Origin of the sequence: Pseudomonas sp. NLJ1, assembly GCF_049486705.1 — a bacterium.
GTDB classification, from domain to species: domain Bacteria; phylum Pseudomonadota; class Gammaproteobacteria; order Pseudomonadales; family Pseudomonadaceae; genus Aquipseudomonas; species Aquipseudomonas inefficax.
In genome coordinates, this window is sequence record NZ_CP137735.1 from 1,816,333 (window position 1) to 1,841,002 (window position 24,670).

General features: G+C 62.8%; 23 protein-coding genes. 6 read left to right on the top strand and 17 right to left on the bottom strand.

Annotated elements, in window-relative coordinates:
• Positions 1 to 39: 39 nt before the first annotated feature.
• From zapE to R9B85_RS08120, 3 genes are all read right to left on the bottom strand, one after another.
• Positions 40 to 1,134 (bottom strand): cell division protein ZapE, encoded by a 1,095-nt coding sequence (zapE, locus tag R9B85_RS08110; protein WP_112250287.1) that lies wholly within the window; start codon positions 1,132 to 1,134, stop codon positions 40 to 42.
• Positions 1,135 to 1,338: 204 nt separating this feature from the next.
• A complete protein-coding gene (locus R9B85_RS08115; RefSeq protein ID WP_112250285.1) occupies positions 1,339 to 2,688 on the bottom strand; it encodes a tryptophan--tRNA ligase in 1,350 nt (449 codons plus the stop codon).
• Between the two features lie 25 nt (positions 2,689 to 2,713).
• The gene (locus R9B85_RS08120; RefSeq protein ID WP_423770959.1) at positions 2,714 to 3,349 is read right to left on the bottom strand and encodes an alpha/beta hydrolase; all 636 of its coding nucleotides are present in this window, start codon (positions 3,347 to 3,349) and stop codon (positions 2,714 to 2,716) included.
• Between the two features lie 135 nt (positions 3,350 to 3,484).
• Here R9B85_RS08120 and R9B85_RS08125 point away from each other — a divergent pair, with 135 nt between their 5' ends.
• Entirely contained in the window at positions 3,485 to 3,922 is a 438-nt protein-coding gene (locus R9B85_RS08125; RefSeq protein WP_085626500.1) for a YhcB family protein, read from the top strand.
• Positions 3,923 to 4,084: 162 nt separating this feature from the next.
• Here the strand turns inward: R9B85_RS08125 and R9B85_RS08130 are convergent, their stop codons facing one another.
• A complete protein-coding gene (locus R9B85_RS08130; RefSeq protein WP_112250281.1) occupies positions 4,085 to 5,281 on the bottom strand; it encodes a methionine gamma-lyase in 1,197 nt (398 codons plus the stop codon).
• Positions 5,282 to 5,408: 127 nt separating this feature from the next.
• On the opposite strand from R9B85_RS08130, the gene R9B85_RS08135 reads away from it, so the two are divergent.
• Positions 5,409 to 5,888 carry an Lrp/AsnC family transcriptional regulator gene (locus R9B85_RS08135; protein WP_016498026.1) on the top strand — a complete coding sequence of 160 codons (480 nt, stop codon included), beginning with the start codon at positions 5,409 to 5,411 and terminating at the stop codon, positions 5,886 to 5,888.
• 241 nt (positions 5,889 to 6,129) lie between these two features.
• Here the strand turns inward: R9B85_RS08135 and cysN are convergent, their stop codons facing one another.
• The 3 genes from cysN to R9B85_RS08150 form a co-directional block, all read right to left on the bottom strand.
• A complete protein-coding gene (cysN, locus tag R9B85_RS08140) occupies positions 6,130 to 8,031 on the bottom strand; it encodes a sulfate adenylyltransferase subunit CysN (RefSeq protein WP_215520820.1) in 1,902 nt (633 codons plus the stop codon).
• 16 nt (positions 8,032 to 8,047) lie between these two features.
• Entirely contained in the window at positions 8,048 to 8,965 is a 918-nt protein-coding gene (gene cysD, locus R9B85_RS08145; RefSeq protein ID WP_003251799.1) for a sulfate adenylyltransferase subunit CysD, read from the bottom strand.
• 247 nt (positions 8,966 to 9,212) lie between these two features.
• Positions 9,213 to 9,971 (bottom strand): Nif3-like dinuclear metal center hexameric protein, encoded by a 759-nt coding sequence (locus tag R9B85_RS08150; protein ID WP_112250275.1) that lies wholly within the window; start codon positions 9,969 to 9,971, stop codon positions 9,213 to 9,215.
• A gap of 168 nt (positions 9,972 to 10,139) precedes the next feature.
• Between R9B85_RS08150 and algW the strand changes: the two genes are divergently transcribed.
• Positions 10,140 to 11,300, top strand: coding sequence for a Do family serine endopeptidase AlgW (gene algW / locus R9B85_RS08155; protein ID WP_112250273.1), 1,161 nt, complete (start codon positions 10,140 to 10,142; stop codon positions 11,298 to 11,300).
• A 120-nt stretch (positions 11,301 to 11,420) separates the two neighbouring features.
• Here the strand turns inward: algW and R9B85_RS08160 are convergent, their stop codons facing one another.
• The 4 genes from R9B85_RS08160 to R9B85_RS08175 all read right to left on the bottom strand — a co-directional run bounded on the left by R9B85_RS08160 (position 11,421) and on the right by R9B85_RS08175 (position 15,578).
• A complete protein-coding gene (locus R9B85_RS08160; protein ID WP_003251792.1) occupies positions 11,421 to 12,185 on the bottom strand; it encodes an amino acid ABC transporter ATP-binding protein in 765 nt (254 codons plus the stop codon).
• Between the two features lie 10 nt (positions 12,186 to 12,195).
• On the bottom strand, positions 12,196 to 13,293 hold the full coding sequence (locus R9B85_RS08165; protein ID WP_046616500.1) for an amino acid ABC transporter permease: 1,098 nt from the start codon (positions 13,291 to 13,293) through the stop codon (positions 12,196 to 12,198).
• Positions 13,294 to 13,303: 10 nt separating this feature from the next.
• Complete coding sequence (locus tag R9B85_RS08170; protein ID WP_112250271.1) at positions 13,304 to 14,482, bottom strand: amino acid ABC transporter permease; 1,179 nt, start codon at positions 14,480 to 14,482, stop codon at positions 13,304 to 13,306.
• 67 nt (positions 14,483 to 14,549) lie between these two features.
• Positions 14,550 to 15,578, bottom strand: a complete 1,029-nt coding sequence (locus tag R9B85_RS08175; RefSeq protein WP_085614304.1) for an amino acid ABC transporter substrate-binding protein — start codon at positions 15,576 to 15,578, stop codon at positions 14,550 to 14,552.
• A gap of 332 nt (positions 15,579 to 15,910) precedes the next feature.
• On the opposite strand from R9B85_RS08175, the gene R9B85_RS08180 reads away from it, so the two are divergent.
• A complete protein-coding gene (locus R9B85_RS08180) occupies positions 15,911 to 16,567 on the top strand; it encodes an alpha/beta hydrolase (protein ID WP_112250269.1) in 657 nt (218 codons plus the stop codon).
• Between the two features lie 101 nt (positions 16,568 to 16,668).
• On the top strand, positions 16,669 to 18,126 hold the full coding sequence (gene rhlB, locus R9B85_RS08185; RefSeq protein WP_207877960.1) for an ATP-dependent RNA helicase RhlB: 1,458 nt from the start codon (positions 16,669 to 16,671) through the stop codon (positions 18,124 to 18,126).
• Between the two features lie 130 nt (positions 18,127 to 18,256).
• Here rhlB and moaE read toward each other — a convergent pair whose 3' ends face one another.
• The 5 genes from moaE to R9B85_RS08210 all read right to left on the bottom strand — a co-directional run bounded on the left by moaE (position 18,257) and on the right by R9B85_RS08210 (position 22,449).
• On the bottom strand, positions 18,257 to 18,703 hold the full coding sequence (moaE, locus tag R9B85_RS08190) for a molybdopterin synthase catalytic subunit MoaE (RefSeq protein WP_025340575.1): 447 nt from the start codon (positions 18,701 to 18,703) through the stop codon (positions 18,257 to 18,259).
• Between the two features lie 2 nt (positions 18,704 to 18,705).
• Positions 18,706 to 18,951: a molybdopterin converting factor subunit 1 gene (gene moaD, locus R9B85_RS08195; RefSeq protein ID WP_061552451.1), complete on the bottom strand. Its 246-nt coding sequence runs from the start codon at positions 18,949 to 18,951 to the stop codon at positions 18,706 to 18,708.
• Entirely contained in the window at positions 18,951 to 19,421 is a 471-nt protein-coding gene (gene moaC / locus R9B85_RS08200; protein ID WP_112250263.1) for a cyclic pyranopterin monophosphate synthase MoaC, read from the bottom strand. The genes moaD and moaC overlap by 1 nt, the downstream gene beginning before the upstream one ends.
• A 198-nt stretch (positions 19,422 to 19,619) precedes the next feature.
• On the bottom strand, positions 19,620 to 21,014 hold the full coding sequence (locus R9B85_RS08205; RefSeq protein ID WP_013974146.1) for a PhoH family protein: 1,395 nt from the start codon (positions 21,012 to 21,014) through the stop codon (positions 19,620 to 19,622).
• A gap of 307 nt (positions 21,015 to 21,321) precedes the next feature.
• The gene (locus tag R9B85_RS08210) at positions 21,322 to 22,449 is read right to left on the bottom strand and encodes a polysaccharide deacetylase family protein (RefSeq protein ID WP_423770960.1); all 1,128 of its coding nucleotides are present in this window, start codon (positions 22,447 to 22,449) and stop codon (positions 21,322 to 21,324) included.
• Positions 22,450 to 22,586: 137 nt separating this feature from the next.
• Here R9B85_RS08210 and yaaA point away from each other — a divergent pair, with 137 nt between their 5' ends.
• The gene (gene yaaA, locus R9B85_RS08215) at positions 22,587 to 23,366 is read left to right on the top strand and encodes a peroxide stress protein YaaA (RefSeq protein ID WP_112250259.1); all 780 of its coding nucleotides are present in this window, start codon (positions 22,587 to 22,589) and stop codon (positions 23,364 to 23,366) included.
• Positions 23,367 to 23,476: 110 nt separating this feature from the next.
• Here the strand turns inward: yaaA and R9B85_RS08220 are convergent, their stop codons facing one another.
• On the bottom strand, positions 23,477 to 24,658 hold the full coding sequence (locus tag R9B85_RS08220) for an efflux RND transporter periplasmic adaptor subunit (protein WP_181457304.1): 1,182 nt from the start codon (positions 24,656 to 24,658) through the stop codon (positions 23,477 to 23,479).
• Between the last annotated feature and the right edge of the window lie 12 nt (positions 24,659 to 24,670).

Below are 24,670 nucleotides of genomic sequence, written 5' to 3' on the forward strand. Positions count from 1 at the left end.
GCCTTGTGTCGCGATGGGCCGCAAAGCGGCCCCAGAATGTTACGGCTTGTGAGCGCGCGCCAGGAACTCGTGCGACTGCATCTCCAGCAACCGGCTCAGGGTGCGCTGGAACTCGAAGGCCAGGCGCCCACCGGTATACAGGTCCTTCAGCTCCACCTCGGCCGAGATGATCAGCTTGACGTTGCGGTCGTAGAACTCGTCCACCATGTTGATGAAGCGGCGGGCGATGTCATCGGTGGTGACGCCCATCTGCTCCACGTTGCTCAACAGCACGGCATGGAAGATCTTGCCCAGTTCGATGTAATCGTTCTGGCTGCGAGGGCCGTCGCACAGGGCGCGGAAGTCGAACCAGGCCACGTCGTCACAGGTAAGCAGGGCATTGATCGGTCGATTCTCGATCATCAGCACATCGTTCTCGACCGCCTGGGTGCACTCGGGGGTCAGTGCCTTGAAGCTTGCGCGCAGGCTCTGGTGCGCTGCTTCATCGAGCGGGTAGTGGTAAAGCTCGGCCTGCTCCAGGTGGCGCAGGCGGTAGTCGACCCCGCTGTCGACGTTCACCACCTCGGTGTACTGCTTGATCATGGCGATGGCCGGCAGGAAGCGCGCGCGCTGCAGGCCGTCCTTGTACAGGCCGTCCGGCACGATGTTGGAGGTGGCCACCAGCGATACGCCGTTCTTGAACAACTCTTCCATCAGGGTGCCGAGGATCATCGCGTCGGTAATGTCCGACACGAAGAATTCGTCGAAACAGATCACCTTGGCTTCTTCGCTGAAGCGCTTGGCGATGATGGTCAGCGGGTTCTTCTCGCCCTTGAGGGTTTTCATTTCCTCGTGCACACGCTTCATGAAGCGGTGGAAGTGCGTGCGCATCTTCTGCTTGAACGGCAGCGCCTCGAAGAAGGTATCGACCAGGTAGGTCTTGCCGCGCCCTACCCCACCCCAGAAGTACAGGCCCTTGATCGGGGTCTGCTCCTTCTTGCCGAACAGCTTGCCGAACACACCCGGCTTGTTGTTCTGCGCATGTACCAGGTCGTCGTACAGGCGCTGCAGGTGACGCACAGCAGTTTCCTGCGCCGCGTCATGGAAGAAGTCGGGACGTTTCAGATCTGCTTGATATCGTTCTAGGGGCGTCATGATTCGTTAGCGAGGCAACAAAAAACGGGCCGTCACTGTAGCGACAGGCCCGCTTAATGGCAATGCGACTTGCGTCAATATGCCTCATTTACGCTGTATGGCACCGGCGTTGCCGGTGTTCGCGGGTGAACCCGCTCCCACAGGAGAAATACCTGTAGGAGCGGGTTCACCCGCGAATAGGCCAGTACAGGCGGGTGCGATATTTCAGTCCTGCTGTGGTGCCAGGGCTACACGCAGGCTTTCGATGGCCGCATCACGGGCCTCGGCGCTGTCGAACTGCGGCCCGTCGGCAACCTGCTCGCCGTTCAGCCACAGGCCGAAGCCCAGGCCTTCGACGCGCACATCCGCCTCGCCACCCTGCTGCAGCTGCTTGCTCACGGCGCCGGCGCTCTTGCCGTCGGCGAAGCTGCGCGACAGCAGCAGTTGTTCGCCATCAGCGGCCAGCAGACGGAAGCGGAAGCTGCCGTCTTCATCACGGAAGCTGACGAAACGCGCGCTCTTGGCGGCCTTCTTCTTCACTTCGGTGCTGGCCTGCACGCTGCTGCGGAATGACCGCAGGCCAACAGCCTCGCGCAGCTGCTCGAGGAACGGCGTGGCGATCTTGCGGGCCTTGGCGGCGCCAGCCAGCAGGATGTCTTCCAGGTCCGCCGGGCGGGCGATCAACTGGTGGTAGTACTCGCGCTTCTCGGCCAACTGGCCGTCCAGCAGCTGGAACAGGCGCTGCTTGGCCTCGCCCCAACCCAGGCCCTGCAGCAGCTCTTCACGGAACTCGGCGCACTGCGCCGGCGTCGAGAAGGCCTGGAACAGGGTGAACAGGTGCGCGTTGTCCGGGTCTTTCGCTTCGCCAGGCGCACGCGAGTCGGTGACGATGCGCGAGATCGCGTCTTTCATCTCCTTGGCGCTGGTGAACAGCGGGATGGTGTTGTCGTAGCTCTTGGACATCTTGCGCCCGTCCAGGCCCGGCAGGGTCGCCACGCTCTCTTCGATCACCGCTTCCGGCAGGGCGAAGAAGTCCTTGCCCTGGCCGAACAGGTGGTTGAAGCGCTGGCCGATGTCGCGGGCCATTTCCACGTGCTGGATCTGGTCACGGCCGACCGGCACCTTGTTGGCATTGAACATCAGGATGTCCGCAGCCATCAGCACCGGGTAGCTGTACAGGCCCATGGTCACGCCGGCATCCGGGTCTTCGCCGTTTTCCAGGTTCTTGTCCACCGAGGCCTTGTAGGCGTGTGCGCGGTTGAGCAGGCCCTTGGCGCTGACGCAGGTCAGCAGCCAGGTCAGCTCGGGGATTTCCGGGATGTCGGACTGGCGATAGAAAGTCACCTTGTCCGGATCGAGGCCACCGGCCAGCCAGGTAGCGGCGATTTCCAGGCGCGAACGCTGGATGCGCAGCGGGTCGTCGCACTTGATCAGGGCGTGGTAGTCGGCCAGGAAGTAGAACGAGTCGACACCGGGCTGCTGGCTGGCACGGATCGCCGGGCGGATGGCGCCGGCGTAGTTGCCCAGGTGCGGAGTGCCGGTGGTGGTGATACCGGTGAGAATGCGCGTGGTCATGGGTGTTCGCTTATTCAGGCTTGGCTCAGTTCGAAAGGCGCGGCAGCAGCAGATCCTTCAGATCGGTCAGCTTGCCATGGAAGAAGTGTCCGCATTCTGCCACTTTCAGCAGCTCATGGGGGCGCGACAGGCTGTCGGACCATTCGTAAACCAGCTGCGGCGCAACCACTTCGTCAGCGTCCGGCTGCACCACGGTGATCGGGCAGCGCTGTGGCAGCGGGTATTCCGGCGTCAGGCGCATCACCGCCGGGGCGATCATGAACAGCTGCTGCAGCTCTACTCCAGCGGCCTCCAGGCGGCCGGCCAGGCTGGTGGCGACGAAGCCGCCGAACGAGAAGCCCATCAGTACCAGCGGCAGGCCCAGATGTTTTTCGCGCAGCCAGGCCGCAGCGGCCTCGGCATCGGCCACCTCGCCGGCGCCCATGTCATGGCTGCCGGCGCTCTGGCCGACGCCACGGTAGTTGAACCGCAGGGTCACGTAGCCTGCGTCGCGGGCGGTGCGTTGCAGGGTCGAGACTACCTTGTTGAGCATGGTGCCACCATGGACCGGGTTGGGGTGGCAGATCAGCACCGCGCCACGTGCATTGGCCACGTCCAGGTACAAGGCTTCCAGCTGGCCGCTGGGGCCATCGATGAACAAGGGGGTTTCGCGGACAAGCAAGGCACTACTCCGTGACCTCGGGAGGGGTCGATTCGTCTAGGTGAGGAATTCTGTTCTGATTTGCGATCGCTCGCGGTATACAGCGCAGGTCTGAGCCGTTAACGTAAAGCAAAGCCGTTTATAGAGGAAGGACTCGTGGAACTCTCGCTCCTTGTTTGGTTGTTGCCGACCCTGGCCCTGGTCATCGGCGTCGTGGTCGGTTTCGTCGTCGCTCGCCTGCTGCCCAATGCTGCGCCGAGCAGCACCCAGCGCCAGCTGGATGACATCCAGAAGCGCTTCGACAGCTACCAGAACGAAGTGGTCACCCACTTCAACAGCACCGCCGTGCTGGTCAAGAAACTGACCCAGAGCTACCAGGACGTCCAGGATCACCTGGCCGAAGGCGCCAACAGCCTGGCCCTTGATGACGTTACTCGCCAACGCCTGCTGGCTGCCCTGCACTCCGAGGGCGCGCAAGGCCCGCGCGACCGCCTGACCCCGCCGAAGGATACCGCCGAAGTGCCACGCGACTATGCGCCGAAAGCGCCGAACTCGCCGGGCATGCTCGACGAGAGCTACGGGCTCAAGCGCTGATCTGCCGAACATGAAAAAGGCCTCGCTAGAGGCCTTTTTTGTGGGCTGAATTCACTGGCCTCTTCGCGGGCACGCCCGCTCCCACAGGTATTCCACAGATTTCAAATGCTGTGGTGTACCTGTGGGAGCGGGCGTGCCCGCGAAGAGGCCAGCCCAGGCCACCTAGCTGCAAGCCTGCAATGCCTGCTCGACATCCGCCAGCAGGTCCTCCACATCCTCGAGCCCCACCGACAGGCGCACCAGCCCTTCCGAGATCCCGTGATGCGCCCGCTCCTGCGGGGTATAGCTGGAATGGGTCATGCTCGCCGGGTGCTGCGCCAGCGACTCGGCATCGCCCAGGCTCACCGCGCGGGCGAACAGCTGTAGCGCGTTCATGAAACGCCGGCCAGCCTCGATACCGCCCTTGAGCTCGAAGCCAATCATCCCGCCCGGCAAACGCATCTGCCGCTGCGCCAGCTCGTACTGGGCAAACGACGGCAACCCCGGGTAGTGAATCAGCTCCACCTGCGGCTGCCGAGCCAGGAACTCAGCCACCTGCAGGGCATTGGCACAATGCCGGTCCATGCGCAGGGCCAGGGTCTTGATCCCGCGCATCAGCAGTGATGCGTCATGCGGCGATAGCACCGCCCCGGTCATGTCCTTCAGCCCTTCCAGGCGAATGCGGTCGACCAGCGCCTTGCGCCCCACCACCAGGCCGGCAGTGATATCACCGTGGCCACTTAGGTACTTGGTCGCCGAATGCACCACCAGGTCCGCCCCCAGCTCCAGCGGCCGCTGCAGGTAAGGCGTGCAATAGGTGTTGTCGACCACCACATGTACATCATGCCCGCGCACCGCCTCGGCCACGGCGGCGATATCCACCAGTTGCATGTTGGGATTGGCCGGCGTTTCAAAGTAGATCATCCGCGTTTTGCTGTTGATCGCCGCTTTCAAGGCCTTGGCATCGTTCAGGTCGACATGGCGAATCTTCACGCCGAACTCGCCAATGCCATGGTGCAGGAAGGCAAAGGTGCAGCCGTACAGTGTGCGCCCGACGATCAACTCATCGCCGGGGCGCAGCAAGGTCCAGATCGTCGAGGTGATGGCGCCCATGCCCGACGCTAATGCCAACCCCGCCTCGCCCCCCTCCAGCGAGGCCATGCGCTGTTCCAGCAAAGCCAGGGTAGGGTTGGAGATACGGCTGTAGAAATGCCCCGGTTCTTCTCCGGCGAAGCATGCAGCGCCATATTCCACAGTTGGGAAGGCGTAGGTGGCGGTCTGGTACACCGGCGGCACCAGGGCGCCACCGTGAGAAAGCGGGTCGTAGCCATGGTGAATGGCCCGCGTGGAAAAACCGGTGTTGTTATGGGAGTCGCGCATGGCAACAGCCTCTTGTGGTTTGCTATAAGCTTATGCCACCGAGCTGCCCGATTTTTTCCAAAATGGCCCACGCATCCGCGTGCTTGTTGGAACAAAAACAATAATTACCGGATCAGGAGGGCAAAACATGCCTTCGAGCCTCGACCGCACCGACCGCGCCCTGCTCGCTGCCCTGCAGGACAACGCCCGCCTTACCGTTGCCGAACTCGCCGACCAGGTGGCACTGACCACCTCGCCGTGCTGGCGGCGGGTCAAGTTGCTGGAGGACAACGGCTACATCACCGGCTACCAGGCCATCCTCTCGCCCAAGTCGCTGGGGTTTGGCGTGACCGCGTTCGTCAGCATCATGATGGACTCGCACACCAAGGACATGGCGCTGGCATTCGAGCAGCGGCTGATGGAGATTCCCGAGATTGTTGCCTGCCACAATATTTCCGGGCGCTATGACTTCCTGCTGGAGATCCTCGCGCGGGACCTGGAGTCGTTCGGCGAGTTCACCCGGGAGGTGCTGCAGCGATTGCCAGGAGTGAAGGAGATCTATTCGAGTTTTTCCTACAAGGCGGTGAAGGAACGGCGGGTGATACCGGTGTCAGAAAAACACATCTGAACAACTTGCGCGCTCCGTTTGGGAGCAACTGTCTTGCTAAAAAATCCACAAGTTTGCGCAGTCCCTGTGGGAGCGGCTTTAGCCGCGAACACCGGCACAGCCGTTGCCATCCATCGCGCCGCCTGCTTCGCGGGTGAACCCGCTCCCACAGGTACAGTGTGAGCCCGAAGCATGCGCTCTATCTGCGGGAACGAGAAACAAAAAACCCCGCCGAAGCGGGGTTTTTCTTGCAGGCTAACGCTTAGATCGCGCCGCGCTGACGCAGCACATCCAGCACCTGTTTCACGCCTTCTTCCACGCTGGTGGCCTGGGTGTCGATCACAAGGTCGGCGTCCAGCGGCACATCGTACGGGAAGCTTTCGCCCGGGATGTTGTCGCCACCGGCAGCGTACAGGCCTTGCGGGTCGCGCTCACGGCAAGCCAGCGGCGAGGCCTGGACGTAAACGGTCACCAGGCGCTCCTTGCCGATCAACGCCTTGGCCTGTTCGCGGCCTTCGGCATCCGGGGCCACGAACGCGGCCAGGGTCAGCAGGCCGGCTTCGTTGAACTGGCGCGCCACATGGGCGGCGCGGCGCCAGTTCTCGGTGCGGCCGGCGCGGTCCTGTGGCAGGCCCTTGTTCAGGTCGTGGCGCAGGTTCTGGCCGTCGAGCACGTACACCGCACGGCCCATGTCGAACAGCTTGCGCTCCACGGCATAGGCCAGGGTGCTCTTGCCAGCGCCGGACAGGCCGCTGAACAGCACGGTGGCTGGCTGCTGGCCGAAGCGCAGGGCACGCTCTTCGGTGGCCACATGGCACAGCTTGCCATGATGGCCGGTGCTGCCGTGCGGCAGGACTGGCGGGGCGATGATCATGCCGGCACCGACAGTGCCGTTGGTCAGGCGGTCGATGACGATGAACGCACCGGTGGTGCGGTTGCTGTCGTAACCGTCCAGGGCGATCGAGGCGTCCAGGGACACCTTCACGCGGCCGATCTCGTTCAGTTGCAGCGCGCTCGCGGCGCCCTGCTCCAAGGTGTTCACATCGACCTTGTGGGTGATGCTGGCAATCGAGCCCGGCACGTAGCTGGTGGCGCGCTTGATGTCGTATTTCTTGCCCGGGAGCATCGGCTCTTCGGCCATCCACACCAGCATGGCGTCGAACTGGTCGGTGACAGGCGGGACGTTGTCGGCATGCACCAGCAGGTCGCCACGGGAGATGTCGATCTCGTCTTCCATGGTCAGGGTCACGGCCTGGCCAGGGCCTGCGTTTTCCAGCTCGCCTTCGTAGGTGACGATGGACTTGACGCGGCTGCTCTTGCCCGACGGCAGCACGACGATTTCGTCTCCCTTGTGCACCACGCCGCTGGCGATGGTGCCGGCGAAGCCACGGAAGTTCAGGTTCGGACGGTTGACGTACTGCACCGGGAAGCGCAGGTCGGTGAAGTTGCGGTCGGCCGACACTTCGACGGTTTCGAGGATTTCCATCAGCGTCGGGCCGGCGTACCACGGCGAACGCTCGCTGTGGTTGACCACGTTGTCACCCTTGAGCGCCGACATCGGCACGAAGTGCAGGCTGCTCGGGGTCAGGTTGATGGCTTCGGCGAACTTCAGGTAGTCGGCCTTGATCGACTCGAAGACGTCCTGATCGAAGCCCTTGAGGTCCATCTTGTTGACCGCGACCACGATGTGCTTGATGCCCAGCAACGAGGCAATGTAGCTGTGGCGGCGGGTCTGGGTCTGCACGCCGTAGCGGGCGTCGACCAGGATGATCGCCAGGTCGCAGGTGGACGCGCCAGTGGCCATGTTGCGGGTGTACTGCTCGTGGCCCGGGGTGTCGGCAATGATGAACTTGCGCTTGGCGGTGGAGAAATAGCGGTAGGCGACATCGATGGTGATGCCCTGCTCGCGCTCGGCCTGCAGGCCGTCGACCAGCAGCGCCAGGTCGACTTCCTCGCCGGTGGTGCCGACTTTCTTCGAATCACGGGTGATGGCCTCGAGGTGGTCCTCGTAGATCATCTTCGAGTCATGCAGCAGGCGCCCGATCAGGGTGCTCTTGCCGTCATCCACGTTACCGCAGGTGAGGAAACGCAGCAGTTCTTTACGCTCGTGCTGAGCCAGATAAGCGAGGATGTCTTCGCTGATCAAATCGGATTGGTGCGACATGGAGTAGCCCTGAAAATTAGAAGTAGCCCTGACGTTTCTTGTCTTCCATGGAACCGGCGCCATCGTGGTCGATGACCCGGCCCTGGCGCTCGGAAGTGCGCGTCAGGAGCATTTCCTGAATGATGTCGGTGAGCGTTTCGGCTTCCGACTCGACAGCACCCGTCAACGGGTAGCAGCCGAGGGTACGGAAACGCACCTTCTTCTTGACGATGCGCGCTTTCTCTTCCTCGGAGAGGTGCTCGAGAATACGCTCGTCGTCGATCATGATCAGGGTGCCATTCTTCTCGATCACTTCACGCTCGGCGGCGAAGTACAGCGGCACGATCGGGATGCCTTCGAGGTAGATGTACTGCCAGATGTCCAGCTCGGTCCAGTTCGACAGCGGGAAGACGCGGATCGACTCGCCTTTGTTGACCTTGCCGTTGTACACGTTCCACAGCTCGGGGCGCTGGTTCTTCGGGTCCCAGCGGTGCTTGCTGTCACGGAACGAATACACGCGCTCCTTGGCCCGCGACTTCTCTTCGTCGCGGCGCGCACCACCGAAGGCAGCATCGAAACCGTGCTTGTCCAGCGCCTGCTTCAGGCCCTGGGTCTTCATGATGTCGGTGTGCTTGGAGCTGCCATGGGTGAACGGGTTGATGCCCTGCGCCACACCCTCGGGGTTGACGTGGGTGATCAGCTCCAGGCCCATTTCCTCGACCATCTTGTCGCGGAAGCTGTACATCTCCTGGAATTTCCACTGGGTGTCGACATGCATCACCGGGAACGGCAGCTTGCCCGGGAAGAAGGCCTTGCGCGCCAGGTGCAGCATCACGGCGGAATCCTTGCCGATCGAGTACAGCATCACCGGGTTGTCGAACTCGGCGGCCACCTCGCGGATGATGTGGATGCTCTCCGCCTCCAGCTGTTTCAAGTGCGTCAGTTTGTCGACCATGGCTACTCACGAAAAACGATCTTATGGACGGCCTGCGGGCCGTGTTCGAGCGAGCCACTTTATCACAGCGGCTTCTTCTATTTAGGAGGCTGGCTAGATCGAAAAAGTCTAACGATATGACTGCGGGTTTGGGCCAGCAGGCCTGGCCTCTTCGCGGGTAAACCCGCTCCCACAGGGATCCCGCAGGCCTGGGATCAACACTGTCCCTGTGGGAGCGGGTTTACCCGCGAAGAAGGCGACGCCGATGTCAGATCGGGTTCGGGCAATCGATGAACAGGTGCTCCACGGCAAACCGCCGTGCAAGGTAATCACCCAGCGCCTGCACCCCATAGCGCTCGGTGGCATGGTGCCCGGCGGCAATGAAGCTGACGCCATTCTCGCGGGCGCTGTGGTAGGTCTGCTCCGATGCCTCGCCCGTCAGGTACAGGTCCACTCCGGCCGCGATCGCCGTGTCGATGTAGCCTTGCCCGCCCCCGGTGCACCAGCCGACCCGACGGATCATCTGCTCACCCTCGACCAACAGGGGCTCACGCCCCAGCACCTCACGCACCCGCCGGGCGAAGTCGCGGGCGGTCATCGGCTCGGCCAGCGAGCCGACCAGCCCGACCACCTTGGGGTTCTCCGGATCCAGCGGACCTTCGACGGTGATGTCCAGCTGCCGCGCCAGTTGCACGTTGTTGCCCACATCCGGGTGCACATCCAGCGGCAGGTGGAACGCCAGCAGGCTGATGTCGTTGTTCAACAGGGTCTTCAGCCGGCGCTGCCGGATGCCGGTGACGCACGGGTTCTCACCCTTCCAGAAGTAGCCATGGTGCACCAGCACCAGGTCGGCCTCGGCCTCGACTGCCGCATCCAGCAACGCCTGGCTGGCGGTAACGCCGCTGACGATGCGGCTGACCTGCGGCCGGCCTTCGACCTGCAAGCCATTGGGGCAATAATCCTGGATCTTCGCGCTGCCCAGGTAACGCTCGGCTTCCTCGACCAGGGTGTTCAGAGCGACAGCCATGAAAATCTCCTCGAAATCTGCGTTCTTCTCGGGCACAACGCCCATGCAACGCCCGTATAATGCCGGCCATTATGGGCCGTCGCCGGCACTGGGGGAACCGGTGTATGATCGCGCGCGCTCATGCCCCACCGCACGGTCACCGTCCCCGGCTCTTTCCAGGATTCATTCATGTTCAAGGCTTTGCGTTATTTTGGCTGGCCCCTGCTTACCGGCGTACTGATCGCCATGCTGATCATCCAGCGCTTCCCGGAATGGGTCGGCCTGCCCAGCCAGGACGTCAACCTGCAGCAGGCGCCGCAGACCTCGCGGATCATGCAGGGCCCGGTATCCTACGCCGACGCCGTGACCCTGGCCGCCCCGGCGGTGGTCAACCTGTACACCACCAAGGTGGTGAACAAGAGCGCCCACCCGCTGTTCGAAGACCCGCAGTTCCGCCGCTTTTTCGGTGACAACCTGCCCAAGCAGCGCCGCTGGGAGTCGAGCCTGGGCTCGGCGGTGATCATGAGCCCCGAGGGCTACCTGCTGACCAACAACCACGTCACCAGCGGCGCCGACCAGATCGTCGTGGCTCTGAAGGATGGCCGCGAGACCTTGGCCCGGGTCATCGGCAGCGACCCGGAAACCGACCTGGCGGTGCTGAAGATCGACCTGAAGAGCCTGCCGGCGATCACCATCGGCCGCTCCGACACCATTCACATCGGCGACGTGTCGCTGGCCATCGGCAACCCGTTCGGGGTCGGCCAGACCGTGACCATGGGCATCATCAGCGCCACTGGCCGCAACCAGCTGGGCCTGAACAACTACGAGGATTTCATCCAGACCGATGCGGCGATCAACCCGGGTAACTCCGGCGGTGCGCTGGTGGATGCCAACGGCAACCTGATCGGCATCAACACGGCGATCTTCTCCAAGTCCGGCGGTTCGCAGGGCATCGGTTTCGCCATCCCGGTGAAACTGGCACTGGAGGTGATGAAGTCGATCATCGAGCACGGCCAGGTGATCCGTGGCTGGCTGGGCATCGAAGTACAGCCGCTGAGCCAGGAACTGGCCGAATCGTTCGGCATGAAGGACCGCCCGGGCATCGTGGTGGCGGGTATCTTCCGCGAAGGGCCGGCGGCAAAGGCCGGGTTGCAGCTGGGTGACGTGATCCTGAGCATCAACGGCGAGCCGGCCGGTGACGGGCGCAAGTCGATGAACCAGGTGGCGCGGATCAAGCCCAACGAGAAGATCACCATCGAGGTGATGCGCAATGGGCAGCAGTTGAAGCTGATCGCCGAAGTGGGGCTGCGGCCGCCACCGGCGCCGGCAGTCGCCAAGGAAGAGAAGTAAAAAACGGGGCCGCTTTGCGGCCCTTCGCGGGCACGCCCGCTCCCACAGTGATAACACCGGCCTCAAGCCCTGTGCAGTACCTGTGGGAGCGGGCGTGCCCGCGAAGGGGCCCCTACAGCATCAATGCAGGATCTGACTCAGGAACAACTTGGTCCGGTCACTGCGTGGCCGGTCGAAGAAGTCATCCGGCGCCGCCTGCTCGACGATCTCACCCTTGTCCATGAAGATCACCCGGTTCGCCACGGTCCGGGCAAAGCCCATCTCGTGGGTCACGCAGAGCATGGTCATGCCATCCTCGGCCAGGCCCACCATGGTATCGAGCACTTCCTTGACCATTTCCGGGTCCAGCGCCGAGGTCGGTTCGTCGAACAGCATGATCTTCGGCTTCATGCACAACGCGCGGGCAATCGCCACACGCTGCTGCTGGCCACCGGACAACTGCCCCGGGTACTTGTGCGCCTGCTCAGGGATACGCACCCGCTCCAGGTAGTGCATGGCAATTTCCTCGGCTTTGCGCCGTGGCATCTTGCGCACCCACATCGGCGCCAAGGTGCAGTTCTCCAGAATGCTCAGGTGCGGGAACAGGTTGAAGTGCTGGAACACCATGCCCACTTCGCGGCGAATGGCCTCGATCTGCTTGAGGTCGTTGGTAAGCTCCACGCCATCGACCACTATGCGCCCCTGCTGGTGCTCTTCCAGGCGGTTGAGGCAACGGATGGTGGTGGACTTGCCCGAGCCGGATGGCCCACACAGCACGATGCGCTCGCCCTGGCGCACATTCAGGTTGATATCCTTGAGCACATGGAACTGGCCATACCACTTGTTCACGCCCTGCATCTGGATGATGCCTTCGGGGCCGGCAGGCTGCTTGATCGCTTCACTCATTTCGAAACTCCTAACGCTTGTGGCCAGTGTCCAGCTTGCGCTCCAGGTGCATGGAGTAGCGGGACATACCGAAACAGAAAATCCAGAACACCAGGGCGGCGAACACGTAGCCCTCGGTAGCCATGCCCAGCCAGGCCGGGTCGGCGGCGGCTTGCTTGACGCTGTTCAGCAGGTCGAACAGGCCGATGATGATCACCAGGCTGGTGTCCTTGAACAGGGCAATGAAGGTGTTGACGATGCCGGGGATCACCAGCTTCAGCGCCTGCGGCAGAATCACCAGGCCCATCGCACGCCAGTAGCCCAGGCCCATGGCCGCGGCGGCTTCGTACTGGCCCTTGGGGATGGCCTGCAGGCCGCCGCGCACCACCTCGGCGATGTATGCCGACTGGAACAGGATCACACCGATCATGGCCCGCAGCAGCTTGTCGAAGCTCATGCCCTCAGGCAGGAACAACGGCAGCATCACCGACGACATGAACAGCACGGTGATCAGCGGTACGCCGCGCCAGAACTCGATGAAGGTCACGCACACCACCTTCACCGCCGGCATCTTCGAGCGCCGGCCCAGGGCCAGCAGGATGCCCAGCGGCAACGCGCCGACAATGCCCACGGTGGCGATCACCAGGGTCAGCATCAGCCCGCCCCACTGGCTGGTCGGTACGTTTTCCAGGCCCAGTACGCCCCCGTGCAGCAGGGTGTAGGCCAGCAGCGGGTACAGCACCAGGAAGCCCAGGCCGTAGAAGGCCTTGCGCGGGAAACGCTTGATGAACAGCGGCGCGGCGCCAAGCACGGCAAGCCACACGGTCAGGTCCACGCGCCAGCGCAACTCGGCCGGGTAGTAGCCGTACATGAACTGGCCGAAGCGCTGCTGCACGAACACCCAGCAGGCGCCTTCCTTTGTGCAGTCGGCGCGGGTGGTGCCGACCCAGTTGGCGTCAAGCAACGCCCACTGCAGCAACGGTGGCACGATCAGCCACACCAGGTAGATGGCGAACAGGGTCAGCAGGGTATTGAGCCAGCTGGAGAACAGATTGGCACGCATCCATGCGAGCACGCCGACGGTTTTCACCGGTGGCGGCATGTCGGGTTTGAAAACATGGGCATTCACAGGCGTATCCTCACCGCTCGATCAGCGCAATGCGCTTGTTGTACCAGTTCATCAGCAGCGAAATGCTGATGCTGATGGCGAGATAGACACTCATGGTGATGGCGATCACCTCGATGGCCTGACCGGTCTGGTTGAGCACGGTACCGGCGAACAGCGAGACCATCTCCGGGTAGCCGATACCGGCTGCCAGCGACGAGTTCTTCGCCAGGTTCAGGTACTGGCTGGTCAGCGGCGGAATGATCACCCGCAGTGCCTGGGGAATGATCACCTTGCGCAGGGTCGGGCCCTCGCGCAGGCCCAGCGAGCGCGCGGCCTCGGTCTGGCCATGGCTGACCGAACGGATACCGGAGCGCACGATCTCGGCGATGAATGCAGCGGTGTAGATGGTCAACGCCAGGGTCAGCGCCAGCAGCTCGGGGATCAGTACCCAGCCACCGACGAAGTTGAATCCTTTCAATTGCGGCACTTCCCAGTGCACCGGGCTGCCGAACAGCAGTGCGCAAACGCCCGGAATGGCGATGAACAGCGCCAGCCCCACCCAGAACTTGTGAAATGGCACGCCGGTCTCGTCGAAGCGCTTGTTGGCAAAGCGCACCATCGCCACGATGGCCAGCAGCGCCAGGGCCAGGGCCACGACGAACGGCCAGAAGCCTTCGGCCATGGACGCGCCGGGCATGTTCAGGCCACGGTTGCTGATGAAGAAGGTGTCGTCGATATTGATGCTGCCCCGCGGTCCCGGCAGGGTCAGGAACACGGCGAAGTACCAGAACAGGATCTGCAACAACGGCGGGATGTTGCGGAAGGTTTCCACATACACGGTCGCCAGCTTGTTGATCATCCAGTTCGGCGACAACCGCGCCACACCGATGATGAAGCCGAGGATTGTCGCCAGCACCACGCCGATGAAGGTCACCAGCAGGGTGTTGAGCAGGCCGATGACGAAAACCCGCGCATAACTGTCGGATTCCACGTAGGGGATCAGATGCTGGGCGATGCCGAAGCCGGCACTGCGGTCGAGGAAGTCGAAGCCCGAGGTGATGCCCCGGTGTTGCAGGTTGGTTTGCGTGTTGTGGAACAGATACCAGCCCAGACCCACCACGAAGACTATCGTGAGAATCTGGAACAGCCACGCGCGCACACGTGGATCGCTCAGGGATAAACCCTTTTGTGCGCCGATTCGATTTTGCATGAAGTGCCCCGGAAAGTAGGGTTCCGAACAGCCTGCGGCGGCGGGATGCCGCCGCAGGGTGCAACCATCAGCGCACTGGTGGCGCGTACTGGATGCCGCCGTTGTTCCACAGGGCGTTCATGCCACGGTCGATCTTCAGGTCGGTGCCCTGGCCCAGGTTCTTCTCGAACACTTCGCCGTAGTTGCCGACTTGCTTGACGATCTGCACTACCCAGTCCTTGGGCAGCTTGAGGTCCTTGCCGTACTCGCCGTCCGCACCCAGCAGGCGGGCGACGTCCGGGTTCTTGGTGCCTTTGGCCTCGGCCTCGACGTTCTTCGAGGTGATGCCTGCCTCTTCGGCGTTGAGCATGGCGAACAGGGTCCACTTGACGATGCTGAACCACTCCTCGTCGCCCTTGCGTACTACCGGGCCCAGCGGTTCCTTGGAGATGGTTTCCGGCAGTACCACGTAGTCGGTCGGCGCGGCCAGCTTGGAGCGCTGGGCGAACAGCTGCGACTTGTCCGAGGTCAGCACGTCGCAACGGCCGGACTCCAGCGACTTGGCGCTTTCGTCAGAGGTATCGAAGGTGATCGGGGTGTACTTCAGGCCATTGGCGCGGAAGAAGTCCGACACGTTCAGCTCGGTGGTGGTACCGGCCTGGATGCAGATGGTTGCGCCATCGAGCTCCTTGGCGCTGGAGACCCCCAGTTTCTTGTTGACCAGGAAGCCGACGCCGTCATAGTAGGTAACACCGGCGAATACCAGGCCCATGCCGGCATCACGCGAGCTGGTCCAGGTGGTGTTGCGCGACAGCACGTCGACTTCGCCCGACTGCAGCGCGGTGAAGCGTTCCTTGGCGTTGAGCTGGCTGAACTTGACCTTGCTGGCGTCGCCGAACACGGCGGCGGCCACGGCGCGGCACACGTCGGCATCGATACCCACGATCTTGCCCTGCGCATCAGGTACCGAGAAGCCTGGAAGACCATCGCTCACGCCACACTGGACGAAGCCCTTCTTCTTTACCGCATCGAGGGTGGCGCCGGCCTGGGCGTTGCTCACGGCGCCCAGCGCGGCGGCAGCGGTCAGGACTGCCAGGGTGGTTTTCAACATCTTCATTCACAACCTCCAAATCGCTCTTGTTGTATCGAGCCGGAATTGCACCGCACCCTTTTGAGGCGTATCCGACCCGTATTGGCTTGTTATTGGGTCAATTGGCGCAATGGACTGTTCTGTGACAGCCTTCGCGTGCAAAGGGTGTTACCGTCGCGGCCTGCCCTTTGCATCACAGGTTGGATTGCAAAGCGCGTACCAGCTTCGCTGGCTGTAGCGTTTAAGCGCTCGTCAAGTAGGGAAAGTTGTATCGTTGCGACATTCTTTTTCCGACAATCATTTGCAGCGCCTTCTTTTTACGCACGCCATAACAAGACCCGCACACTTTCGGAGCAGTCATGACCAACCCGCTGATTCTCGAACCGCAGAAAACCGCAGATGCCTGTGTGATCTGGTTGCACGGCCTGGGTGCCGACCGTTACGACTTCCTACCAGTCGCCGAATTCATGCAGGAGCGCCTGCTTGGTACCCGTTTCGTCATGCCCCAGGCTCCCACCCGCCCGGTAACCATCAACGGCGGCTACGCCATGCCTAGCTGGTACGACATCAAGGCCATGACCCCGGCCCGCGCCATCGACGAAGCGCAGCTGGAAGAATCGGCCGAGCAGCTCATTGCCCTGATCAAGGCCGAGCAGGCCAAAGGCATCAGCTTGTCGCGGATCTTCCTGGCCGGCTTCTCCCAAGGTGGCGCGGTGGTACTGCACACTGCGTATATAAAGTGGCAGGAAGCGCTGGGTGGCGTGATCGCCCTGTCCACCTACGCCCCCACTTTCAACGACCAGCATCAGTTGAGCGCCTGCCAGCAACGCACCCCGGCCCTGTGCCTGCACGGCGTGCACGACCCGGTGGTCATCCCTTCCATGGGCCGCACCGCCTTCGAGTACCTGAACACCTGGGGCGTCGCCGCCCGCTGGCATGAATACCCGATGGAACATGAAGTGGTGGTGGAAGAGCTGAACGACATCCACCACTGGCTGGCCGAACAACTGCAATAAGCCGCAGCCGCCTGTAGTTGTAAGGCTATTCCACTACGCCGCGCCCGAAACTTGCATTACACTGCCCGGCGTACATTCCTTAACCAGTTGACGAGACGATCGTGCTCAAGGCACTCAAGAAAATTTTCGGCAAGGGAGACGCCGCGCCACAGGCCGTCGCTCCTGCTGCCAGCGTGTCGCCGCCTGCGCCCGCCAGCGATGCCAGGCCTGCGGCAAAACCGGCCGCGCCACGCGCCAACCCCGCTCCCCTGGCCGAACAGCCTGCCGCCGTTACGCCAGCCGCCGACAAGCCGGCCAAGGACAAACCGCGTCGCGAGCGCAAACCCAAACCACAGGCCAGCCTGTGGAAACCGGAAGACTTCGTGGTCGAGCCGCAGGAAGGCAAGACCCGCTTCCACGACTTCAAGCTGTCCAACGAACTGATGCACGCCATCCACGACCTGGGCTTCCCGTACTGCACGCCGATCCAGGCACAGGTGCTGGGTTACACCCTGCGTGGCCAGGACGCCATCGGCCGGGCCCAGACCGGTACCGGCAAGACTGCGGCGTTCCTGATCTCGATCATTTCCCAGCTGCAGCAGACGCCGCCGCCGAAGGAACGCTACATGGGCGAGCCACGCGCGCTGATCATCGCGCCCACCCGCGAGCTGGTGGTACAGATCGCCAAGGATGCCGTCGCCCTGACCAAGTACACCGGCCTGAACGTGATGAGCTTCGTCGGCGGCATGGACTTCGACAAGCAGCTCAAGGCCCTGGAAGCGCGCCATTGCGACATCCTGGTGGCCACTCCGGGCCGCCTGCTGGACTTCAACCAGCGCGGTGAGGTGCACCTGGACATGGTCGAGGTGATGGTGCTGGACGAAGCCGACCGCATGCTCGACATGGGGTTCATCCCCCAGGTGCGCCAGATCATTCGCCAGACGCCGCCGAAAAGCGAGCGCCAGACCCTGCTGTTCTCCGCCACCTTCACCGACGACGTGATGAACCTGGCCAAGCAGTGGACCACCAACCCGGCCATCGTCGAAATCGAGCCGGAGAACGTTGCCAGCGAAACGGTGGAACAGCACGTCTATGCGGTGGCCGGCAGCGACAAGTACAAGCTGCTGTACAACCTGGTGACCCAGAACAAGTGGGAACGGGTGATGGTGTTCGCCAACCGCAAGGACGAAGTGCGGCGCATCGAGGAAAAACTCGTGCGCGATGGCATCAACGCCGCGCAGTTGTCGGGCGATGTGCCGCAGCACAAGCGTATCCGTACCCTGGAGAGCTTCCGCGAAGGGCGCATCACCGTGCTGGTGGCCACCGACGTGGCGGGGCGTGGCATTCACATCGATGGCATCAGCCACGTGATCAACTTCACCCTGCCGGAAGACCCGGACGACTACGTGCACCGCATTGGCCGGACCGGCCGTGCAGGCACCAGTGGTGTTTCGATCAGCTTTGCCGGTGAAGACGACTCGTACCAGCTGCCGGCGATCGAAGAGCTGCTGGGGCGCAAGATCAAGTGTGAAATGCCGCCGGATGAGCTGCTCAAGCCGGTGCCGCGCAAGCACCATTAACTTGTGCCGGCCTCTTCGCGGGTAAACCCGCTCCCACAAAGTACTCCACAGCTTTCGAAACCTGTGCAGTACCTGTGGGAGCGGGTTTACCCGCGAACCGGGGCAAAGCCCCGGCCATCAAACGAAGAACTCACCAGCGCCCAGCGGCATCCTGGTCACTCTGCTTCCCTTCTACCCACCGCGCCCCTTCCTGGGTATTTTCCTTCTTCCAGAACGGCGCCCGGGTCTTCAGGTAATCCATGATGAAGTTGCAGGCATCGAACGCCGCCTGCCGATGAGCACTGGCCACGCCGACGAACACGATTGGCTCGCCCGGTTCCAGCGCACCGATGCGGTGCAGCACCTCCACCTTGAGCAGCGGCCAGCGCTGCTCGGCCTCGACCACGATCTTGGCCAGGGCCTTTTCGGTCATGCCCGGATAGTGCTCGAGGAACATCCCCGCCACTTCGCGGCCATCATTGAAATCCCGCACGTAGCCGACAAAACCGACCACCGCGCCCACGCCGACATTTGCCGCGTGCATGGCATTGGTCTCGGCCCCCGGGTCGAACGCGCCCTCCTGTACTCGCACAGCCATGTTCAGCCTCCGGTCACCGGTGGGAAGAACGCCACTTCATCGCCCTCTTCCAGAGGCTCATCGAGCTTGCACAGCTCTTCGTTGCGCGCACACATCAGGTTCTGCTCGGCCAGCACTTCGTAATGCCCACCCTTGGCCACCAAGGCCTGGCGCACATCGTCGAGCACCTTGAACGCGCCCTCCACCCGCTCGGCATCCACGCCCAGCAGTTCGCGGTAACGGGCGAAGTACATCACCTTGACCTTCATCACGCCTCCACCTTGTAGTGACCGCTCTTGCCGCCGAGTTTTTCCAGCAGGCGCACCTGCTCGATGACCATGCCCTTATCCACAGCCTTGCACATGTCATAGATCGTCAGTGCGGCCACGCTGGCGGCGGTCAGCGCCTCCATCTCCACGCCGGTCTGCCCGGCCAGCTTGCAGCGGGCGACGATGCGCACGGCGTCCAGCCCCTCGGCGCTGAGCTCGACCTTGACGCTGGTCAGCATCAACGGGTGGCACAGCGGGATCAGATCGCTGGTCTTCTTCGCCGCCTGGATCCCGGCAATGCGCGCCACGGCGAACACGTCGCCCTTGGGGTGTTCACCGTCGACGATCATCTGCAAGGTCTGCGGCAACATGCGCACCCGCGCCTCGGCGGTGGCCTCACGCTCGGTCACGGCCTTTTCAGTGACGTCGACCATGTTGGCCCGCCCCTGGGAATCAAGATGTGTCAGCACTGCTCTGCTCCTGTGAAGGGAACTCGCAGTGTAAACCTGTGAGTCAGGTTTGAGCAGAAGTATGTTTCGGCAGGTTCGGCCACTTCGCGGGCACGCCCGCTCCCACAGGTACAACACGGGACTCGAGGACAGCGCATTACCTGTGGGAGCGGGCGTGCCCGCGAAGAGGCCGGGCGGCGAACCGCCCGGCGGTGAGGGTTACAGATGCGACTCGGCGTACTCGGCCAGCACCGAGCGTGGCACGCCCTGCAGGGTGATGTGCACGCCATGGGGGAAGTCCTTGAAGCGCTCGGTCAGGTAGGTCAGGCCCGAGCTGGTCGCGGACAGGTAAGGGGTGTCGATCTGCGCCAGGTTGCCCAGGCAGACCACCTTGGACCCGGAGCCGGCACGGGTGATGATGGTTTTCATCTGGTGCGGCGTCAGGTTCTGGCACTCGTCGATCAGGATCAGGCTCTGCTGGAAGCTACGACCTCGGATGTAGTTCAGCGACTTGAACTGCAACGGCACGCGTTCGAGGATGTATTCCACGCTGCCATGGGTGCTTTCGTCATCCATGTGCAAGGCTTCGAGGTTGTCGGTGATGGCGCCCAGCCAGGGCTCCATCTTCTCGGCCTCGGTGCCCGGCAGGAAGCCGATCTCCTGGTCCAGCCCCTGCACGCTGCGGGTGGCGATGATGCGCCGGTAGCGCTTGCTGACCATGGTCTGTTCGATGGCTGCGGCCAGGGCCAGGATGGTTTTGCCGGAACCGGCGGCGCCGGTCAGGTTGACCAGGTGGATATCCGGGTCGAGCAGGGCGAACAGCGCCAGGCTCTGGTGGATGTCCCGCGGTTTCAGGCCCCAGGCTTCCTGGTGCAGCAGCGGTTCCTGGTGCAGGTCGAGCAACAGCAGCTCATCGTTGCGGATACCCTTGATCCAGCCGACGAAGCCCTGTTCATCGATGATGAACTCGTTGACATGAACCGCCGGCAGGTTGTCGATCAATTGCACGCGATGCCAGGTGCGGCCGCGCTCCTGGCGGGTATCGACCTTGCTCACCCGGTCCCAGAACGAGCCGGTGACCGAATGGTAGCCCTTGGACAGCAAGGACACGTCATCGACCAGTTGGTCGGTGCTGTAGTCCTCGGCCGCGATGCCACAGGCACGCGCCTTCAGGCGCATGTTGATGTCTTTGGTGACCAGCACAACGTCCAGGTCGGTGCGCCGGGCCCGTACTTCGAGCAACTGGTTGATGATGATGTTGTCGTTGAGGTTTTCCGGCAGCAGCTTGTTCGGCTCGTTGCGCGGAGTCATCAGGATTGACAGGAAGCCCTTGGGCCCGCTCTTGCCACGCTGGATCGGCACGCCCTGCTCGACATCGCTGGGAGAGGCGTCACCAAGGGTCTGATCGATCAGGCGAATGGCCTGGCGGCATTCGGCGGCGATGGTCTGTTTGCCGGTCTTGAGCTTGTCGAGTTCCTCCAGCACCGTCATCGGGATGGCGACATGGTGCTCCTCGAAGTTCAGTAACGCGTTGGGGTCGTGAATCAGGACGTTGGTATCGAGCACATACAGGATAGGCTTGCTGGAGGAAGGGTTGCGTCCTTGGTCATCCATACTCGGTCACCTTATGTCGAAGCCACACGGCGTGGTCTGTTACGCCGCAGAGTGACTGCCGCTGTCCCCGTATCCGCGTTGTTACGGGCGGGAAGCGAACCTGGCTAGGTGGGCCTGGATGACGCCACCTGTGCTGCAGGAATCGGCTGTCTGGTTTCTTCATACAGCAAAAATGATGACTAAAAAAAGTCTTTTTACGTGCAGGTGAAGTTTATTTTTCCAAATGACGAACAGGGGTTGGCGAGGGGGCGCGTGGGGGCTACAGTAAAAATTCAGGCTGGCATTGATGGGGGCCGCTTTGTGGCCCCTACCCACTCAAGCCATAAGCTTGGCAATCTTCCCAACCAATCCCGCTCTGCGCCGTATTGCGCAACAACCACTCCACCGCTGGCTGCGCCTTGGGCAAGCTGTCATGGAACTGGATCACCCCCTTGCGCCACAGCAGCATCAAGGTCAGCACCCGCTGGGCCGAGGCCTCGGCGCTCAGTGCGCCATCGTCCTGGGCATCGATATCCCACAACGACACCTGCAACTGCTGGCTGGCCATGAACGCTTCGCCATCGGCCCGGCGCTGCCCGTAAGGCGGGCGGAACAACGGCACAAATTGCTGCGGCAGGTCGGCCTGCACCAGCGCCTGGCTGCGCCGCAACGAGTCCTGCCAGCCGGTCCACTGCGCATGGGAGCGGTACTCCCAACCCTGGATCCCCACGCACTGCCCGCCATAGAGCTGGCGCAAGGCATCTGCCGAGCCGGCATCGCGGCGTTGCTGCAGACGGTTGCCAAGCACGAAGAACGTACCTTCAAGCTTTTGCCGACGCAGGTAATCAGCCAGCAGATCTGTGCTGCCGCCATCCGGCCCGGGGCCGCCGACGAAGGTCAGCAGGAACATGCGGTCGTTCAGTTCATCCCCATTGCGCTCGCCCGGGGACAACCGCTCCACCTCGCTGCTGGTCTGTGGCAGCAACGCAGCCTTGCGCAGTTGGTCGTCCAGATAACGGACATGGAACTGATGGCTAGGCTCGATCCAGCCCGTATAGAACGTGCCGACATCAGCGGCGAACGTCGCTGCCTGCGTACGCAATTCCGCCATCGACGTAACCGGATAGCAGAACGACGCATCCTGTTCGCAACTGCGCTGCGCCTGTTGATACCCTTCCCACAAACGCTGCCACATGCGCGCCCGCACCTGGCGCACCTTCTGCAGGTTGACCTGCCGTAGCCCCAAGCGTGCCGCCAGCGTCGCGTCGTCAAGCAGTTCGCTTTCGTGCAGTACCTGGGCGAACGAGAGGATCTCGGCCCGCGAGGCCACATCGAACAACGCCGGGCTGTCCAGCTGTTCAGGCCACAGGCTGCGGTCCAGGCTCAGCTGGGGTGAAGGGGCGGCTTGCGCGGCCAGGCTCAGCAGAGCGGCCAGCAAGGCAGAGGCAATACGCACGGTTGAAGGCTCCGCAACGGCGAAACGCGCACTATAGCCTCTGCATCGGCCATGGTCTGTGACTATCGTCGCCATAGTTTGGAGTTGAACTGTCCAGCCCGTAGAATTCCCGGCCAACGATGCCAGGAGCCGACCCGATGCTGACGGTGATTTCACCCGCCAAGACCCTCGACTACGACACCAAGCCTGTGACCGAGCGTTTCACCCTGCCCCAGTACCTGGACGACTCCCAGGAGCTGATTCAGCAGCTGCGCGACCTGTCGCCGGCGCAGATCAGCGAACTGATGCATCTGTCCGACAAGCTCGCCGGCCTGAATGCCGCGCGCTTCGGCAGCTGGACCCCGGATTTCACCCCGGCCAATGCCAAGCAGGCGCTGCTGGCGTTCAAGGGTGACGTGTACACCGGCCTCGACGCCGAGAGCTTGAGCGAGGATGACTTCAGCTACGCCCAGCAGCACTTGCGCATGCTTTCGGGCCTGTACGGCCTGCTGCGCCCACTCGACCTGATGCAACCCTACCGCCTGGAAATGGGCACCAAGCTGGCCAACGCCCGCGGCAAGGACCTGTACGCCTTCTGGGGCACGCGCATCAGCGAATGGCTGAACCAGGCCTTGGCCGAGCAGGGCGATGACGTCCTGCTGAACCTGGCCAGCAACGAGTATTTCAGCGCGGTAAAACGCAGCGCATTGAAGGCTCGGGTGATCAACGTCGATTTCAAAGACTTGAAGAACGGCCAGTACAAGATCATCAGCTTCTATGCCAAGAAGGCACGGGGGATGATGAGCCGCTTCGTGATCCAGCAGCGCATCAGCGAACCGGAACAACTCAAGCAGTTCGATGTGCAGGGGTACTACTACAGTGCCGAGCAGTCGAAGCCGGACCACCTGGTGTTCCTGCGCGATCATCCTGCCGAGTGAGCCTGGAACGCCCTCTTCGCGGGTAAACCCGCAAGTTCCCCATTGCACTCGAGGCCAGTGCAATACCTGTGGAGCGGCGTGCCCGCTCCCACAGGCTGCCCCGCGGGCCTTCAGGGTAATTGCACGAACCCCGACTGCAGCCCGTTCACCTCGACACCTTGCGCAACGGTAATACCAACAGTGACCGGAACCTTGCGCGGCGCCTGCTCATCTCCCTCGCGAAACACCACATAAGTCCTGCCTGCCTCATCCCGCCGCAGCGCCTCGGGTGGAAGCACTATCGCCTGCTCTCGGCGCTGCAATAACAGCGCCAGCTGCGCGCCCATGCCCAGCCGTAAACCTAGTTCCGAGGACACTACAGGCAAATTCAGGTCCACCACGACGTCATACCATGCCCCCTGCCCTGTATCGTTTCGCGGCTGCTGCCCAATCTGACTCAGCCGACCGACAAGCAGATGACCAGCGATGATGGCCCCGACTTCCATGCCTTCACGCAAGCTTCCCACATCGCGCTCCTCCACGCCGGCATTCACCTGCAACCGCTCAAGGTCGCTCAAGACCAGCAGTGGCATGCCTTGCGTCAGTGCCTGCCCCTCCTGCAGTGGCAGCGCCGTGCTCGCACCACCATTGCCTACACGTGCCAGCAGGCCATCGAACGGCGCCCTGAGCACTCTCTGTTCGCGCATTGCCGCCAATGCCTGCCACCGCGCTTCGGCGTTCTCCAGCTCCATTTCGGCAATAGCCAGTACATCGCCCTGCCCCCGTGCCCGGGTCAGTTGCAGCTCCTGCTGCGCATCCAGCACCGCTTCACGTTGCGCTTGCTGCAACTGCTCAAGGCTATCGACTTCCATGCGCGCAACGATCCCGCGCTCGAACAGCCGTCGGGTTTCATCCAGCGCCGCCTGGCCAGCAGCAAGCGCGGCGCGCGCCGCGCCTAGCACACGCAGACTGCGAGCGACTTCGGGGCTGGCAGGCCATGTTCGCAACTGAGTAACCAGGGCTCTGGTCCTCAGGCGCTCAGCCTCGGCCTGGCGCAACTGGATGTCGATTTGCCTGGTATCGAGCCGCATCAGGGGCTGGCCCGCAATAACCCGCTGCCCCTCCTGCACCAGAACCGACGCCAACGCGCCATCGAACGGCGCGCTTAGGATCACCTGACGGCCCGACTGCACCTTGCCGACCAAGCCCAGGCGACTTTCCAGCCGCTGCGGCTGGACCTGCACCCAGTGTTGCGTACCCTGCCCGGCAGCATCGGGCCATACCTGCCAGAGCGACACACCCAGCAGGCTCAAGAGCCCACCCAG

Bases quoted from the DNA above. Each gene is read 5' to 3' on its own strand.
- zapE (WP_112250287.1), bottom strand. From the start codon at position 1,134: ATGACGCCCCTAGAACGATATCAAGCAGATCTGAAACGTCCCGACTTC.
- R9B85_RS08115 (WP_112250285.1), bottom strand. From the start codon at position 2,688: ATGACCACGCGCATTCTCACCGGTATCACCACCACCGGCACTCCGCAC.
- R9B85_RS08130 (WP_112250281.1), bottom strand. From the start codon at position 5,281: ATGCGCGACTCCCATAACAACACCGGTTTTTCCACGCGGGCCATTCAC.
- R9B85_RS08135 (WP_016498026.1), top strand. From the start codon at position 5,409: ATGCCTTCGAGCCTCGACCGCACCGACCGCGCCCTGCTCGCTGCCCTG.
- cysN (WP_215520820.1), bottom strand. From the start codon at position 8,031: ATGTCGCACCAATCCGATTTGATCAGCGAAGACATCCTCGCTTATCTG.
- cysD (WP_003251799.1), bottom strand. From the start codon at position 8,965: ATGGTCGACAAACTGACGCACTTGAAACAGCTGGAGGCGGAGAGCATC.
- R9B85_RS08150 (WP_112250275.1), bottom strand. From the start codon at position 9,971: ATGGCTGTCGCTCTGAACACCCTGGTCGAGGAAGCCGAGCGTTACCTG.
- algW (WP_112250273.1), top strand. From the start codon at position 10,140: ATGTTCAAGGCTTTGCGTTATTTTGGCTGGCCCCTGCTTACCGGCGTA.
- R9B85_RS08160 (WP_003251792.1), bottom strand. From the start codon at position 12,185: ATGAGTGAAGCGATCAAGCAGCCTGCCGGCCCCGAAGGCATCATCCAG.
- R9B85_RS08170 (WP_112250271.1), bottom strand. From the start codon at position 14,482: ATGCAAAATCGAATCGGCGCACAAAAGGGTTTATCCCTGAGCGATCCA.
- R9B85_RS08175 (WP_085614304.1), bottom strand. From the start codon at position 15,578: ATGAAGATGTTGAAAACCACCCTGGCAGTCCTGACCGCTGCCGCCGCG.
- R9B85_RS08180 (WP_112250269.1), top strand. From the start codon at position 15,911: ATGACCAACCCGCTGATTCTCGAACCGCAGAAAACCGCAGATGCCTGT.
- moaE (WP_025340575.1), bottom strand. From the start codon at position 18,703: ATGGCTGTGCGAGTACAGGAGGGCGCGTTCGACCCGGGGGCCGAGACC.
- moaD (WP_061552451.1), bottom strand. From the start codon at position 18,951: ATGAAGGTCAAGGTGATGTACTTCGCCCGTTACCGCGAACTGCTGGGC.
- R9B85_RS08205 (WP_013974146.1), bottom strand. From the start codon at position 21,014: ATGGATGACCAAGGACGCAACCCTTCCTCCAGCAAGCCTATCCTGTAT.
- yaaA (WP_112250259.1), top strand. From the start codon at position 22,587: ATGCTGACGGTGATTTCACCCGCCAAGACCCTCGACTACGACACCAAG.